At 72.2% G+C, this 14,693-nt stretch carries 16 protein-coding genes and 1 other RNA gene; 10 read left to right on the top strand and 7 right to left on the bottom strand.

Features of this window, described 5'->3' with window-relative positions; genetic code table 11:
• From ffs to ACWAT2_RS18475, 5 genes are all read left to right on the top strand, one after another.
• An RNA gene (gene ffs / locus ACWAT2_RS18495) (signal recognition particle sRNA small type) lies at positions 1 to 81 on the top strand; the annotation flags it as partial.
• Positions 82 to 436: 355 nt separating this feature from the next.
• A complete protein-coding gene (locus ACWAT2_RS18490; protein WP_402376869.1) occupies positions 437 to 1,327 on the top strand; it encodes a MetQ/NlpA family ABC transporter substrate-binding protein in 891 nt (296 codons plus the stop codon).
• 119 nt (positions 1,328 to 1,446) lie between these two features.
• Positions 1,447 to 2,526, top strand: a complete 1,080-nt coding sequence (locus ACWAT2_RS18485) for a methionine ABC transporter ATP-binding protein (RefSeq protein WP_402376867.1) — start codon at positions 1,447 to 1,449, stop codon at positions 2,524 to 2,526.
• Positions 2,523 to 3,176, top strand: a complete 654-nt coding sequence (locus ACWAT2_RS18480) for a methionine ABC transporter permease (protein ID WP_402376866.1) — start codon at positions 2,523 to 2,525, stop codon at positions 3,174 to 3,176. The genes ACWAT2_RS18485 and ACWAT2_RS18480 overlap by 4 nt, the downstream gene beginning before the upstream one ends.
• A gap of 82 nt (positions 3,177 to 3,258) precedes the next feature.
• A complete protein-coding gene (locus ACWAT2_RS18475) occupies positions 3,259 to 4,074 on the top strand; it encodes a hypothetical protein (protein ID WP_402376863.1) in 816 nt (271 codons plus the stop codon).
• Here the strand turns inward: ACWAT2_RS18475 and ACWAT2_RS18470 are convergent.
• Together ACWAT2_RS18470 and ACWAT2_RS18465 are read right to left on the bottom strand one after the other, a co-directional pair.
• The gene (locus ACWAT2_RS18470) at positions 4,061 to 4,693 is read right to left on the bottom strand and encodes an NAD(P)-dependent oxidoreductase (RefSeq protein ID WP_402376860.1); all 633 of its coding nucleotides are present in this window, start codon (positions 4,691 to 4,693) and stop codon (positions 4,061 to 4,063) included. The genes ACWAT2_RS18475 and ACWAT2_RS18470 overlap by 14 nt on opposite strands.
• A 2-nt stretch (positions 4,694 to 4,695) precedes the next feature.
• Positions 4,696 to 5,658 carry an EamA family transporter gene (locus tag ACWAT2_RS18465; RefSeq protein WP_402376857.1) on the bottom strand — a complete coding sequence of 321 codons (963 nt, stop codon included), beginning with the start codon at positions 5,656 to 5,658 and terminating at the stop codon, positions 4,696 to 4,698.
• A 79-nt stretch (positions 5,659 to 5,737) separates the two neighbouring features.
• On the opposite strand from ACWAT2_RS18465, the gene ACWAT2_RS18460 reads away from it, so the two are divergent.
• Positions 5,738 to 6,643: a LysR family transcriptional regulator gene (locus ACWAT2_RS18460; protein WP_402376855.1), complete on the top strand. Its 906-nt coding sequence runs from the start codon at positions 5,738 to 5,740 to the stop codon at positions 6,641 to 6,643.
• Here ACWAT2_RS18460 and ACWAT2_RS18455 read toward each other — a convergent pair.
• Both ACWAT2_RS18455 and ACWAT2_RS18450 read right to left on the bottom strand, forming a co-directional pair.
• Positions 6,600 to 7,094, bottom strand: a complete 495-nt coding sequence (locus ACWAT2_RS18455) for a MarR family winged helix-turn-helix transcriptional regulator (RefSeq protein WP_402376852.1) — start codon at positions 7,092 to 7,094, stop codon at positions 6,600 to 6,602. The genes ACWAT2_RS18460 and ACWAT2_RS18455 overlap by 44 nt on opposite strands.
• Positions 7,091 to 7,972: a VOC family protein gene (locus tag ACWAT2_RS18450; protein ID WP_480049165.1), complete on the bottom strand. Its 882-nt coding sequence runs from the start codon at positions 7,970 to 7,972 to the stop codon at positions 7,091 to 7,093. Before ACWAT2_RS18450 ends, ACWAT2_RS18455 begins: the two co-directional genes overlap by 4 nt.
• 144 nt (positions 7,973 to 8,116) lie before the next feature.
• Here ACWAT2_RS18450 and ACWAT2_RS18445 point away from each other — a divergent pair, with 144 nt between their 5' ends.
• The 3 genes from ACWAT2_RS18445 to ACWAT2_RS18435 are packed head-to-tail and all read left to right on the top strand — an operon-like array spanning position 8,117 to position 10,499.
• Positions 8,117 to 8,959 (top strand): alpha/beta fold hydrolase, encoded by an 843-nt coding sequence (locus ACWAT2_RS18445; protein WP_402376847.1) that lies wholly within the window; start codon positions 8,117 to 8,119, stop codon positions 8,957 to 8,959.
• 51 nt (positions 8,960 to 9,010) lie between these two features.
• Positions 9,011 to 9,775 carry a MerR family transcriptional regulator gene (locus ACWAT2_RS18440; protein ID WP_402376844.1) on the top strand — a complete coding sequence of 255 codons (765 nt, stop codon included), beginning with the start codon at positions 9,011 to 9,013 and terminating at the stop codon, positions 9,773 to 9,775.
• Positions 9,765 to 10,499 (top strand): GOLPH3/VPS74 family protein, encoded by a 735-nt coding sequence (locus ACWAT2_RS18435; RefSeq protein WP_402376842.1) that lies wholly within the window; start codon positions 9,765 to 9,767, stop codon positions 10,497 to 10,499. The genes ACWAT2_RS18440 and ACWAT2_RS18435 overlap by 11 nt, the downstream gene beginning before the upstream one ends.
• 45 nt (positions 10,500 to 10,544) lie before the next feature.
• Here the strand turns inward: ACWAT2_RS18435 and ACWAT2_RS18430 are convergent, their stop codons facing one another.
• Together ACWAT2_RS18430 and ACWAT2_RS18425 are read right to left on the bottom strand one after the other, a co-directional pair.
• Positions 10,545 to 11,315, bottom strand: coding sequence for an isocitrate lyase/PEP mutase family protein (locus ACWAT2_RS18430; RefSeq protein WP_402376840.1), 771 nt, complete (start codon positions 11,313 to 11,315; stop codon positions 10,545 to 10,547).
• A 43-nt stretch (positions 11,316 to 11,358) separates the two neighbouring features.
• Positions 11,359 to 12,090, bottom strand: coding sequence for an alpha/beta fold hydrolase (locus tag ACWAT2_RS18425; protein WP_402376838.1), 732 nt, complete (start codon positions 12,088 to 12,090; stop codon positions 11,359 to 11,361).
• 225 nt (positions 12,091 to 12,315) lie between these two features.
• Between ACWAT2_RS18425 and ACWAT2_RS18420 the strand changes: the two genes are divergently transcribed.
• A complete protein-coding gene (locus ACWAT2_RS18420) occupies positions 12,316 to 12,987 on the top strand; it encodes a MerR family transcriptional regulator (RefSeq protein WP_402376835.1) in 672 nt (223 codons plus the stop codon).
• 55 nt (positions 12,988 to 13,042) lie between these two features.
• On the opposite strand, the gene ACWAT2_RS18415 is transcribed toward ACWAT2_RS18420, so the two are convergent.
• Positions 13,043 to 14,608, bottom strand: a complete 1,566-nt coding sequence (locus tag ACWAT2_RS18415; RefSeq protein ID WP_402376833.1) for an MFS transporter — start codon at positions 14,606 to 14,608, stop codon at positions 13,043 to 13,045.
• Positions 14,609 to 14,693 lie beyond the last annotated feature (85 nt).

The following is a 14,693-nucleotide window of genomic DNA, read 5'->3' as shown; positions in this document are numbered from 1 at the left end:
ACCATCTCGCCGAACTCCCCCAGGGCCGGAAGGCAGCAAGGGTAAGTGAGCTCTGGTGGGTGTGCGAGGGGTCCTTTGCGCCCCGCTCACCAGCGGTTTCTTGAATGGCGAGACAACCGACGTCCGCATGGCAAGATTTTGGCCCCTCAGAGTTGGAGAAGTGGCCCTCGCGGTGTTCTCGTTGAGCCATGCACCGCTTCGACACCACCGCACCCCGCACCGCGCGCACCACGCTGCGCGGACGGATGTGCCGTGCCGCGATGCGGAGCACCCGAATGTGCGTGCGCTGACAGCGCTCCGCACCGCCGTCGGGCATCGCTGACGGCACCCACTCTCCCTGCGCCCGCCGCGTGCTGATGGCCGCGGCCCGCCTGCTCTCCCTCTGTTCGAGACCGCCGACGGCGTGCTGCCGTCGTGCCCGTGGAAGGACCCACCCATGTCTGTACGCTCCACCCTGCTCGCGGCCGGCGCGGCCGCCTCCGTCCTCGCTCTCGCGGCCTGCTCCGGAGGTGCCGAGGCCGCCGTCGCCGGCGGCACCGCCGAGGACCCGATCCGCATCGGCGTCGTCTCCTCCGGCGAGACCTACTGGGACACGTTCGCCGACGCCGCGGCGGCGGAGGGCATCACGGTCGAGATCGTGAACTTCTCCGACTACCAGCTCCCCAACCAGGGGCTCAGCGACGGCGACCTGGACCTCAACCAGTTCCAGCACCTCCAGTTCCTCGCGGGCTACAACGACGCGCGCGGCGACGACCTCACCCCGATCGGCGCCACCGCCGTCTACCCCTTGGGCCTCTACTCCACGGCGCACGCGAGCGTCGAGGAGATCCCGGCCGGCGGCGAGGTCGCCATCCCCAACGACGACACCAACCAGGCGCGTGCGCTCCTCGTGCTGCAGGAGGCGGGCCTCGTCGCGCTGCGTGACGGCGGCAGCTCGTTCTCGACGCCGGCCGACGTCCTGGCCGACGAGTCCCGCGTGACCGTCACCCCGGTGGACGCTGCCCAGACGGCGCTCGCGCTGCAGGACGTCGACGCCTCGATCGTCAACAACGACTTCGTGGGCGACGCCGGCCTGACCGCCGAGGACGCCATCTACTCGGACGACCCGGACGCGTCCGCCGCCGAGCCGTACATCAACGTGTGGGTGTCGCGCGCCGCCGACGCCGACGACGAGACGCTCAACCAGCTCGTCGACATCTTCCACACCGAGGAGATCGAGCAGGGCGTCCTCGACGCCTCCGGCGGGACGGGCGTCATCAAGGACAACGACGCGGCCGACCTGCAGGCCGTCCTCGACGGGATCCAGGCGGACCTCGCCGCCGAGTGACCGCCATCGGTCCCGCGACGTAGAGCCGTGTGTACCGGAGAAGTGCCCCTGACGCACTTCTCGAGCACACGCGGCTCTACTTCGCGGAGCAGGGCGGGTCTGCCAGGAAGGAGAGAACCGTGAGCGAGACCATCATCAGCTTCCGCGACGCGGTCAAGGAGTTCCCTGCGCGTGGCCGAGCGCGGCGCCGTACGGAGCCCGTCCGTGCCGTCGACGGCGTCACGCTCGACATCGCGGCGGGCGAGATCTTCGGCGTCATCGGCTACTCCGGCGCCGGCAAGTCCACGCTCGTGCGGCTCGTCAACGCGCTGGAGACGACGACGGCGGGCTCCGTCGTCGTCGACGGCACCGACCTGACAGGGCTGAGCGAGGCGCGGCTGCGGCCGGTGCGGGCCGGGATCGGCATGATCTTCCAGCAGTTCAACCTGCTGCGATCCCGCACGGTCGCCGGCAACGTGGCCTACCCGCTGGAGGTGGCGGGCTGGTCCCGCGCGGACCGCGACGCCCGCGTCGCCGAGCTGCTCGACTTCGTCGGCCTCTCCGGCAAGGCCGCGTCCTACCCCTCGGCGCTGTCCGGCGGGCAGAAGCAGCGCGTCGGCATCGCCCGAGCTCTCGCGACGAGCCCCACCATCCTGCTGGCCGACGAGGCCACCAGCGCCCTCGACCCGGAGACGACGGCGGACGTCCTCGCCCTGCTGCAGCGCGTCAACCGCGAGCTCGGCATCACCGTGGTGGTCATCACGCACGAGATGGAGGTGGTCCGGTCCATCTGCCACCGGGTCGCCGTCATGGAGCGCGGCCGCGTGGTCGAGCTCGGTGACGCGTACCAGGTGTTCAGCGCGCCGCGGCAGCCCGTGACCCGGCGGTTCGTCGCCTCCGCGCTGCGGGACGCGCCGTCGACGGCGGTGCTCGACCGACTCCGCGCGCGCCACCCCGGCCGCATCGTCACCGTGCGGATCGACGAGGTCGCCGGCTCGTCCGCGCAGGTCATGGGTGTCCTCGCCGAACGGGGGGTCGCGGGGACCATCGTCTACGGCGGCATCACCGAGGTGGCGGAGCGGCCCTACGGGTCGCTCACCCTCGAGCTGGTCGGGGACGACGCCGCGGTCCGGGCGGCGCTCGACGGCCTGCACGCCGTGACCGCCGTCGTCGACCACGGCACGGCGGCGGCGCCCGCCGTCGGAGGGAGCGACCGATGAGGCCCGACCTGGTGCCCCTGCTGTGGGAGGCGTTCGGTCAGACCATGTTCATGGTGCTGATCACCCTGGCCGTCGGCGGGTTCCTCGGCCTGCTGCTCGGGCTCGGGCTGTACCTGTCCCGGCCTGGCAACCTGCTGGCGAGCCGCGGCGTGTTCGCCGTGCTCAACGTGGCCGTGAACGTCGTGCGGCCGGTGCCGTTCCTCATCTTCCTGGTCGCCATCGGGCCGCTGACCCGGGCGTTCGTGGGGACCACGATCGGCATGGAGGCGTTCACGTTCGCGATGTGCATCATGGCGACGTTCGTGTTCGCCCGGCTGGTGGAGCAGAACCTCGTGTCCATCGACCCGGGCGTGATCGAGGCGGCCCGAGCGATGGGTGCCTCGCCGTTGCGGATCGTGCGGACCGTCGTCGTGCCCGAGGCGCTGTCGCCGCTGGTCCTGGGCTACACGTTCCTGTTCGTGGGCGTGCTCGACATGTCCGCGATCGCCGGCTACCTGGGCGGTGGCGGCCTGGGCGACTTCGCCATCGTCTACGGCTACCGGCAGTACGACTGGGCCGTGACGGCGATCGTCGTGGTGATCATCATCGTGATCGTCCAGCTCGTGCAGTGGCTGGGGAACTCGCTGGCCCGGAGGGCGCTGCGGCGCTGAGGTCGCCTGGCCTGGTGAGGCAGGACACGTCGACGGCGGGTCCTCCGCCCCTGCGGCGGACCTGGTTGGCAGGATACGGCCCGTGTCGTCGTCGAAGACTGTTGCTCGGAGCGTGCTGAAGGGTGTCGGGATCACCCTCGCGGTCGTGCTCGCGCTGGCTGTGGCGCTGGTCGTCTGGATCTACTACGAGATCACCGTCCCGGACGACGGCGACCGCATCGCCGAGCGCCAGGGTCAGGCCACCGCGCAGGAGATCGCCGTCGACCTCGAGCCGGGATACACCGACCCCCTCGACGCGGAGAACCTGGCGCAGCGCGTCGTCGACGGGTACGCCCCCGGCGTCACGGTGCTCGGCTGGGAGGGTAACTCCGGGACGGACGAGGGTGCCGTGGTGGAGGTGGCGGTCCGGACGCAGTTCGGGGGCTCGCGGAGCGGGTGGTTCGATCCCGGGAGCACGGCCGGGCAGTCGCTGACCTGCTGGCGGTTCACGGTGCACGCGCGCCAGCACGACGGCGAGGCGTCTCGGGACGAGATCGGCTGCCCGGACGACCTGGACGGGGCGCCGGCGCCCGACCCGACGCCGCTGCCGTCCCTGGGTCCGGACGCCGAGGCGACGGTGCTCGCCACTCTGGACGACCTGGGCGACGACGCGACCCCGTCCGACGCCGAGTCCAGGCTGCGTAGCGCCTTCCCCGAGTTCGTGGACGTGCGGGCCGACCGCGAGGGTGACGAGCTGGTCGCCACGGTCGGCGTCGTGCGCTCCCGCGACTGCGTCGTGGGCGTCCGGCCCGACGGCGAGCCCGCCTGGCGGTACTCGGCCTTCGACCGGATCCAGCTCGAGCCGGGCGAGCTCGGTTGTGATCCCGGGCTGTACCTGCGCCCGATCACGACGCACTGACGGTGATCCGCCGCTCGCCGCCCGGGTTCTCCAGCTCGTCGACGACGGCGACCGCCAGGTCCTCGACGCTGATCCGCGACGACCCATCAGCCGCCCTGAGAAGAACCGTCGTGCCACGCCGGTACCGACCGGTCCGCTCTCCGGGCGCCAGGACAGCCGGAGGGCTGAGGTAGGTCCAGTCGACCTCCGGCCGGCGCTCGCAGGCTCGGAGCTGTGCGGTGCTGGCGGACGCGACGGCGCGCCACGCCCGCGGGACGTACCGCTCGTCGTCGGCCACCAGCGTCGCCGGGTTGTCGGGGGTGCGCAACGATCCGGCGCCGCCGATCACGATGAGCGGCACCCCGGCGGCGGCCGTGGCGTCGAGTGCCGGTTCGGTGAGTCCCACGATCGCCTCTTCGTGGCCGGCCGCCGGGCGGACCGCGAGCACGACGGCGTCCGCCCCGGCGACGGCGTCGGCCAGCGCGCGGGGCGATCCGACGTCGGCCGCGACCGGTGTGACGCCCGGGCGTGCCGGCCCTGAGCCTCGAGAGACGGCGCGGACGTGGTGCCCGCGCCACGTCGCCTCGGTCGTGATGCGACTGCCGACGGTCCCGGTCGCGCCGATAACGGTGATCTCCATGGTCAGCGTCCTTCCGGGACGTCGTGGGTCGGGGGCACGGCCGTCGCGTGGGGCCGCCGCGGGACCACCTGCCCGGCGAGCATCGCCAGCAGTGCCAGCCCGAACCCGACGAGCTGCAGGGGGGCCAGCGTCTGGCCGAGCACCGCCGCGCCGAGGACGGCCGCCGTCAGCGGGGACAGCAGCCCCAGGAACGCCACGGCGGGGACGGACAGCCGGCGGATACCCGAGAACCAGAGCGTGTAGGCCACGAGCCCGCCGACGATCCCGAGCCAGAGGTAGCCGCCCAGCGCAGGGCCGTCGACGTGCGTCGGGACGCCCTCCACCAGGGCCGGCGGGACCAGGGCGAGGCCGCCGGCGGTGAGCAGCCAGCCGGCGAACGCCATCGGGCCGACGCCGGGCGGTGGCCCCCACTTCTTGGTGAGCGTGACGCCGAGCGCCATGGCGGCCGCACCCCCGAGGCCGGCCACGATCCCGACCGGGTCGAGGGCGGCGTCGGGCCCGAGGACGACGAACCCGACGCCCAGCACCCCGACGGTCCCCCAGGCGAGCCGCCATCGCGACCACCTCTCGCCCAGGACGACGACGGCGAGGACGGTGGCGAGGAGCGGTATCGCGGCCCCCAGGGTCGCCGCGACGCCACCGGGCAGCCGTTCGGCGGCGACGAAGAGCAGGGGGAAGAACGCCCCGATGTTGAGCACGCCGAGGACGGCGGAGCGCCACCACCACGACCCTCGCGGCAGCGTGCGGGTCAGGGCGAGGGCGAGCAGCCCGGCGGGCAGGGCGCGCGCGGCGGCCGCGAACACGGGGTGGCCTGGCGGCAGCAGCTCGGTGGTCACGAGGTAGGTGGTGCCCCACACGATCGGGGTGACGGCGGTCAGGGCCGTGGTGCGCCACGATGCGCCCGCGACGGGCGTCGCGGGCAGGAGCGGCGTCGTCGAGCGCGGTGGTGGTGCGGTGGAGGTCATGGATCCAGCGTGCTTTCCGGGCCGGCCATGAGTCCAACACATGCTTGTCACCGCTTCAATCGTGACTCACGATAGATCGATGGAGCTGCAGCAGATGCGCTACGTGGTCGCCGTCGCGGAGGCGGGGAACTTCACCCGGGCCGCCGAGCGGTGCTTCGTCGTGCAGTCGGCGCTGAGCCACCAGGTCGCCGCCCTCGAGCGGGAGCTCGGCGTCCGGCTGTTCGCCCGCACCAGCCGACGGGTGGAGATCACCGCCGCGGGGGAGGCCTTCCTGGTCTCGGCGCGGGCCGCGCTGGAGGCCGCGGAGCGCGCCGGGGTCGACGCCGCCGCGGCGGCCGGCCTGGTGCGGGGAACCCTGCGGCTCGGCATCATCCCCACGGTGACGGCGTTCGACGTGCCGGCCGTGCTGCGGAGGTTCCGGTCCGCCCACCCGCACGTGGCGGTGTCGCTGCGGGTGGACGCCAGCGACGCGCTCATGGTGGCCGTCCGGGCCGGCGAGGCCGACGTCGCGGTGCTCGGCCTGCCTGACGAGGTCCCGCCGTCGGGCGTCGCCCACCGAGAGCTGGTCCGGGAGCGGCTGGTGGCCGCCGTCGGGTCGGGCCATGCGCTCGCCGGGCGTTCGCGCATCGACCTCGAGGCGCTCGCGGACGAGCAGTTCGCCGACTTCCCGTCCGGGTCACCGGGGCGGGCGCAGAGCGACCGCGCGTTCGCGGCGGCGGGGCTGCAGCGCGCGGTCGCCTTCGAGGCGCCGTCGAGCGATCTCCTGATCGGCCTCGTCCGGGAGGGTCTGGCGGTCGCCATGCTGCCGGAGCCGTTGGTCACCGGGGCCGACAGCGTGACGGCGCTGCGGGTGACGCGCGGCCCGTCCAGGGTTCAGCACCTCGCATGGAGCGACCTCAACCCGAGCCCGGCGGCGCTGGCGTTCCTCGACCTGGTGGACGTCATTCCTCCGGCGGGCGGGCGCCGCCGTCGAGGAGACCGATGATGCGTGCGCTGAGGTCGCCGAGCGCGGCGGTGCCGAGCCCGCCGAGCGCGTCCAGGAGCGGGTCGCGGATCTCGCGCCGCTGAGAGCGGAGCACCCGGCCGACCACGCGGCGTCCGTCGCTGGTCAGTACGGCGTCGTAGGCGCGCCGTCCGCTCGTCGCCGGGCGGCGCTCGACGAGCCCCTGGCGCTCCAGGGCGGTCACGGCGTGGCTGATGCGGCTCGGGGAGAAACGCAAGGTCTCGGCGATGCGCTTGAGCCCGACCGTGTGGCCCTCGGCGGCGTGGAGGAGCACCAGGATCTTGAAGTGACCGTGCGAGACACCGCCCTCCCGCTGCGACTGCCGGTCCAGCGCGGTCTCGAGGACGTGGGTGGCGAGAACGAGGTCCCGCCACACCGACGCCCGGCCGAGGCTGTCGTCGGGATCGACCCGCGCGTACGGGTCGTGCGTCACGAATTCCCTTCCCGGCCCTGGGTGGCGGTGATGCTGACCGCGTTCGCCCAGGGGTCCTCGATGCTGACCGTGCGGCCGTCGTCGCGGACCGGGACGCGGTGGTGCTTCATGCGGTCGACCAGCTCGGCGACGTCGTCGGCCGTGGGCACCTCGATGTCCACCCGGCCGAGCCCGAGGGTCTGCTGACGAGGACCCGCGCCGCGGCTCTTCCACACGTTCATCGCCATGTGGTGGTGGTAGCCGCCGGCGCTGACGAACACCGCCTGGTCGCCCAACGCCATCGTCACGTCGAAGCCCAGGCGGGTGGCGTAGAAGTCGCGGGCTGTCGTCACGTCGCCGACCGAGAGGTGGATGTGCCCCACCCGGGCGTCGCCGACCGGGTCGCCGGCGAGCCCGCCGGCGTCGAGGTGCTCGCGCAGGTAGGCGCCGGGATCGAGGAACACCGTGCCCATCTCGACCTGCCCGTGCGTCCAGCTCCACTGCGTCCGGTCACGGTCCCAGTAGAGCTCGACGCCGTTGCCCTCGGGGTCGTCGAAGTAGAACGCCTTGCTGACCAGGTGGTCGGCGGACCCGGTGAAGGACTCCGGGCGGCGGCGCGCGACCGAGTGGACCGCGGCGGCCAGGGCCGCCTCCGTGTCGAAGAGGATCGCGGTGTGGAACAGCCCGGCCTCGTGGGGTGAGGCGTGCCGGAGCTCGGGGGTGTGTGCCAGGACGACGACGGCGCGGCCGGACCGGCCGAGCGTGACGACGGGTCCGGTCTGCTCCAGCACGGTCAGGCCCACCTCGTCGCGATAGTAGGCGGTCATGCCGTCCAGGTCGGCGACGTTGAGGGTGACGGCACCCATGGCCGTGTCCGCTGCGAGAAGTGGTCTGCTCATGATTCCGGCAACTGACTTGAACTCTCAAGTATTCCTGGGGAGTCGACGTCGACACGGAGGGCTTGACTGTGTTGTTGGCACAGGGAATGTACTGGGGGCCAGCGGTCGTCTCCGTCGTCGGCCGGGACCGAAGGGAGCAGGACCATGGGCTACATCACGGTAGGGAACGAGAACAGCGCGCCCGTCGAGCTGTACTACGAGGACCAGGGCGCCGGGCAGCCGGTGGTGCTGATCCACGGTTACCCCCTGAACGGGCACAGCTGGGAGCGTCAGACCAGGGAGCTGCTGGACCAGGGCTACCGGGTGATCACCTATGACCGGCGCGGGTTCGGCCAGTCGACGAAGGTGCACCACGGCTACGACTACGACACGTTCGCCGCAGACCTGAACGCGGTGCTGGAGACCTTGGACCTGCGTGATGTGGTGCTGGTGGGTTTCTCGATGGGGACCGGGGAGCTGGCGCGCTACGTCGCGCGGTACGGTCATGAGCGGGTCGCGAAGCTGGCGTTCCTGGCTTCGCTCGAGCCGTTCCTGGTCCAGCGTGAGGACAACCCTGAAGGGGTGCCGCAGGAGGTCTTCGACGGCATCGCCGCGGCTGCTCGGAGTGACCGGTATGCCTGGTACACCGAGTTCTTCAAGAACTTCTACAACCTGGACGAGACGCTCGGTTCACTGATCAGCCCTGAGGCGGTCCAGGCCAGCTGGAACGTCGCCGTGGCCAGCGCTCCGGTTGCTGCGTATGCGGTGGTGCCGGCCTGGATCGAGGACTTCCGCGGTGATGTCGAGGCGGTGCGTGCTGCGGGCAAGCCGACGATGATCCTGCACGGCACGAAGGACAACATCTTGCCGATCGATGCGACCGCTCGGCGGTTCCGTCAGGCGTTGCCCGAGGCCACCTACGTCGAGGTCCAGGACGCGCCGCACGGGCTGCTGTGGACCCACGGCGACGAGGTCAACGACGCCCTGAAGTCCTTCCTGGGCGGGTGAGACCACCCGGTGGAGGGCGGTCCGCCACTCGGCTGAGCGACAGGAGACGACATGGCGTGGAGCACCCGAGAGCTCGCCGAACGCGCGGGCACGACGGTGAACACGATCCGCCACTACCACCGCACCGGGCTGCTCGAGGAGCCCGAGCGTCGGTCCAACGGGTACAAGCAGTACGACGTGCATCACCTCGTGACCCTGCTCCGCATCCGGCGCCTGGTCAGCCTCGGTGTGCCGCTCGCCCAGATCGGCGACGTCCGTGCCCGTGCCGACAGCGCCTCGGAGGTGCTGCAAGCCCTCGACGCGGAGCTGCAGCAGGGCATCGCGCGGCTCGAGAAGGCGCGGGCGGACCTCGCCGTCATCCTGCGCGACGACGTGCCGGCCGACGTCCCGGCCGGATTCGAGTCCGTGGCATCCCAGCTCTCGGAGGCGGACCGGTCCATCGTCCACATCTACACCCAGCTGTACGACCAGTCGGCGCTCAGCGACATCCAGAAGCTCGTCGAGGCAGACACCGACGGTCTCGGAGCCGACCTGGACGAGCTGCCCGCCGACGCCGACGAGAACACCCGGCGCCGGCTGGTCGACAGGCTGGCGCCGGTCATCCTGCGCAACAACCGCGACTACCCGTGGCTGACCGACCCGATGGCCCACCTGGCCAAGGATCCGTCGTTCGCCGCGCAGACCCTGGCCCATGCCCTGAACGACCTGTACAACCCTGCGCAGCTCGACGTCCTCGAGCGCGCCCACACGCTGGCGACCGACCTCGAACGGACCATGCCAGAGCCCGAGGAGAAGGACACGACAGATGACGACTGAGCACCCGGACAACCCGCGGGCCGCCACACGAGGCGCCGACGACCCGACCCGGACCGGCGAGCCGATGCTGGCCGAGGATCTCCTCCTGCTGCTGTTCCAGCCCGGCTCGGGAACCATCGCCGGCGAGGGCACCCTGTACTACGTGCTCGCCGGGGCGGTCCTCGCCGACCTGGCCCTCGGTGACCACGTGCAGACCTTGCGCGGCCGGACTGGTTCGCTGCTCGTCGGAGCCGCCGGCGAGCGTCCGCCCGTGGACCCGCTCCTGCGGACGAGCTGGGAGTATGTCGCGGACAAGCCCCGGGGGGTGCAGACCGTCCTGGCGGCCACGGGCCCGTCGCTGCGCCAGCCGATCCTGGACCGGCTGGTCGAACGGGGCGATCTGCGTCGGCGCACCCGCAAGACCCTCGGTCTGTTCACGACGACGGCCATCGAGGACGGCGACAGCGGCCGCAGGGCGAGGTTGCTCGGTGAGGTGCGCGCGGTGCTCGTCGACCGGGTCGAGCCGACCCCGCGGACCGCCGCGCTCGCTGCCTTGCTCTACGGCAGCGGCACCCTGCCCCAGCTCGATCCGGAGATCCCGTGGACCTCTCCCGTGATCGGGCGTGCCGAGGAGCTCAAGGACGGCAGCTGGGGAGCCGCGGCCTCCGCCGAGGCGGTCACCCGGACGGTCACCGCCGTCGTGGTCAACAGCGTCGTGGTCGCCGCTGCCACGCTGCCGCGCTGACAACGCGACCGGAGGTGCGGCCGCGCTGACAGCGCCGGCCGCACCTCAGTTGAGCGCAGGAGTGTCCTCGGGGACGACGCCGTCGCCGTAGAGGTCTGTGGCCAGGTCGCGCAGCGCGCGCAGCGCGACCCGCTGCGTGAGCGGGCCGTAGGAGATGCGCGCGACGCCCAGCTCCTCGTACTCGGCCGCGGTCAACGCCCCCGGTACGCCGATGACGCTGAGCCGGCGCGGCCCGAGACCGGCCACGAGCCGCTGGGTCGACTCGCGGTCGAGCATGCCGGGCACGAAGACGAGGCTCGCGCCGGCGTCGAGGAACGCCCGACCACGTTCGACGGCGTCGTCGAGGCTCTGGGTCAGTGGACGGTCGCCACCGCGCACCAGCGCGTCGGTGCGCGCGTTGAGCTGGAACGGGACGCCCTCCTGCTCGGCGACGCGCACGATGGCCTCCACGTTCGCCACCGACTCCGTCAGCGGCGCGAGGCGGTCCTCGACGTTCGCGCCGACCACACCGACGCCGATCGCGCGGCGGACCGACTCTCCCGGGTCGCCGAACCCCGCGTCGAGGTCGGCGGTCACCGGCAGGTCGGTCGCCGCCACGATCCGCGCCAGGGCGGACAGCGCGACGTCGAAGGGGATCTCCCCGTCCGCGAACCCGTGGCTCGCGGCGATGGAGTGCCCGGCGGTGGCGATCGCTCGCGTACCGGGCAGGTCGGCGACCGTGCGTGCGCTGATCGCGTCCCAGACGTTCACGACACGGAGGATCTCGGGGGCCTCGTGGAGCGCCTTCAGCGCCTCGGCCTTCGTCAGTGTGCTCATGGCACGACGCTACAGCGGCGCGCCGGGCCGGTCCGCACGACGCTCAGTCCGCGGGCCGGCCCCCGGTGCCGACGGCGGCCACGGCTTCCAGGATGACGTCCGCGACGTCGTCCGGCCGCGAGACCCCCAGCGCATGCGGCCCGTCCCAGAGCACCCGGCGCACGACGGCGTCGGCCCGGTCGGCCATGAACCGCAGCACGGCCGTGGGGATGCTCCGGTCCGCGTCGCCGTAGACGAACCAGCTCGGACGTGTCCGCCATGCGGGCACCGTGCTCTCGACGGTGTCCGACAACGCGCCCTCGGCCACCGGTCGCTGCGTGACGCTCATCGCCGCCGCGAGCGGCCTCGGCACGTCGGCCGCGAGCTGGTCGGCGAACGCCTCGCGCCGGACGACGAGCTCCCGCCCGCCCGACCGGACCGGGTATCTCGCGACGGTGTCACCGAGCGTGCTCCCCGGGAACCGGCGGGAGAGCTCGTCGGCGCTCTCGCCGTGGTCGGGTGCGAAGGCGGACACGTAGACGAGCGCGGTGACGGCGTCGCGCGATCCCGCCTCGGTGATCACCATCCCGCCGTAGCAGTGCCCGACGAGGACGACCTCTCCCGCGACCGCGTCCAGGACGTCCGACAGGTAGCGGGCGTCCTCGGCGAGTCCGCGCAACGGGTTCGCGACGGCGACGACGGGCACGTCGTCCTCGTCCATGCGGGCGACGACCTCGTTCCAGCTCGACGAGTCGGCGAACGCTCCGTGCACCAGGACGACGGTGGGTGTCGGCACGGTGCTCCTTCGCTCCGGGTGCGCCGTACGCGGCGCACCTCGCATCTCAGCGAACGCTGTGTGCCGACCACAGGGTCAAGCGACGGGACGTTTACGTAGTCCTCACCGACGCCGAGCGCGGGCGCTCGATGAGACGTTACCCAGGAGGGCGGGTGGGATCACCGCGCGGCGGCGTACCCCACCCGGTGGCGGGGCCCCACCCTTTCGCCGAACGAGGAGGACGTCATGGAGTGGAGCACCCGGGAGCTGGCGGCTCTCGCGGGGACGACGGTCAACACCGTGCGGCATTATCACGCCGTGGGGCTCCTCGAGGTGCCGGAGCGACGGCACAACGGGTACAAGCAGTACCGGGTGCACCATCTGGTCAGGTTGATCCGCCTGCGGCGGTTCGCCGAGCTGGGTGTCCCGCTCGCGCAGGTCGCCGATGTCGAACGCCGTCAGACCCTGGCGTTGCATGGTGTCGACCAGGCCCTGGAGGCCGACCTCGAGCGTCTGCAGCGTGCGCGCTCGGACGTGGCCGCGATCCTGCGGGAGAACGCCCCGCCGGACACGCCCCGTGGCTTCGAGGCGATCGCCGCAGAGCTCTCGGCCGCGGACCGCTCGCTCGTCCACATCCTCGCTCGCATCTCCGGCGCGGAACACCTGACCCGGCTGCGGGCCATGGTCGTGACCGAGCCCGCCGGGACCCGGCGGGCGTTCGACGACCTGGGGCCGGACGCGTCGGAGGCGACCCGCGACCGGGTCGCGGCGCTGCTGACCGACGGGGGTCCGCACTGGCGCAGCCCGGAGACCGCGCCACCGGCCCTGCGGGCCACGGTCGCCGCAGCGGTCGCCGAGCTCTACAGCCCGGTGCAGCGCGACGTCCTGCGCCGCTCGTCGTCGGTGCCGGCGGAGTGAACGAAGCGCGGCCACGCACGGTGAACCGTGCGTGGCCGCGCGTCGTCCGACGGTCTTACCGGACCTCCTCCTCGTGCTCGGACGCGAGGTCCTCGTGCGCCGATGCGCCGCGAAGCGTCACCAGCGCCCAGACCGCGGCCAGCACCATCACCACGCCACCGGCGATGCCGGTGACCGTGATCGCCTCGGTGAACGCCGACCGGGCGATCTCGAGGATCGCCGCGCCGGTGCTGCCACCGACCTCCCCGGCGACCAGCAGGGCCTCTGCCATCGTCGAGGACGCCCGCTCGGCGACGGACGACGACAGGTCGAGGGCAGCGGTCCCGTCCATGACGGTCCGGGTGTACCAGGAGACGAGCACCCCGCCCAGCACGGCGGTGCCGAGCGTCGTGCCGAGCTCGTACGCGGTCTCCGAGGTCGCGGCGGCCTGCCCGGCGCGTTCGGGCTGGACGGAGCTCATGATGATGTCGTTGCTCAGGGCCAGCGCCATGCCGGCTCCGAGCGAGACGAGCCCGAGCGAGGCCGCGACGAGAGCGGGGCTCGAGGTCGGCGTCAGGAAGAGGGTCAGCCCGAACCCGAGCGCCGCGATCACGAGTCCCGCGGAGATGACGTAGGCCGGCAGGACGCGCTTGACCATGATCGCGGCGGCGAAGCTCGCGCCCGCGGCGAGGATCGCCTGGGGCATGAGCCAGAGCGAGGACTGCAGCGGGGTGAGCCCGAGGACGAGCTGGAGGTGCTGGACGAGCGCGACCAGCGCGCCGACCATCGCGAAGATCGCCAGGAGGTCGGCGATCACGGCTCCGCGGAAGTAGCGCACCCTGAAGAGCCTGACCTGCAGGAGCGGGGTGGCCAGTCGCAGCTGCCTGCGGATGAACAGGGCGACCGCCGCCAGGCCGACGAGGAGCACGACGATCCCCCGTGCGATGTCCTCGCCGCCGGTGAGCGTCTTGATGGCGTACACCACGAAGAGCATCCCGACGAGCGAGAGGACGATGCTGAAGACGTCGATCTTCTGGAGCCGGGGGTTGCGGCTCTCCGGCAGGAGCAGCGGCCCGAGGATCAGAAGGATCACCATGACGGGGATGTTCATCGTGAAGGCCGCCCGCCAGCCGAAGGTCTCGATGACCCAGCCGCCGATGATGGGCCCGACCGCGGCGCCCACGGAGGCCATCGCGGCCCAGACGGCCATCGCGTAGCGGCGCTGCTGCCGGTCGAGGAACATGTTGCGGACCAGCGACAGCGTCGACGGCATCATGATCGCTCCGCCCACTCCGAGGAGTGCGCGAGCGGCGATGAGCATCCACGGCTCGGTGGCCAGCGCACCGGCCGCCGAGGCGATCGCGAAGACGACCGCGCCGATGAGCAGGTTCCGTCGGCGCCCGAAGCGATCGCCGATGGCGGCCATGGCCACGAGCAGGCCGGCCAGGACGAGCGAGTAGATGTCGATCATCCAGAGCTGCTGGACACCCGTCGGGCTCAGCTCGGCGGAGATCGACGGCAGGCCCAGGACGAGGACCGTCCCGTCGATGGTGATCAGCAGCAGTGGGAGGACCAGGACGGCGAGGCCGAACCAGGTCCGGGAGGTGGCCCGGGCGGGTGCCTGGGCTGATGGCGCGGTCATGATGCGGCTCCTCGTCAGCTGTGTGGTCGATGAGCCGTCAACGTACGGACCAAAAGGTCGGTTAGCAAGACCATGTGGTCGATCT

The organism is Isoptericola sp. GX10416 (assembly GCF_056590155.1).
This window is presented reverse-complemented; position numbering and strand designations above follow the sequence as displayed.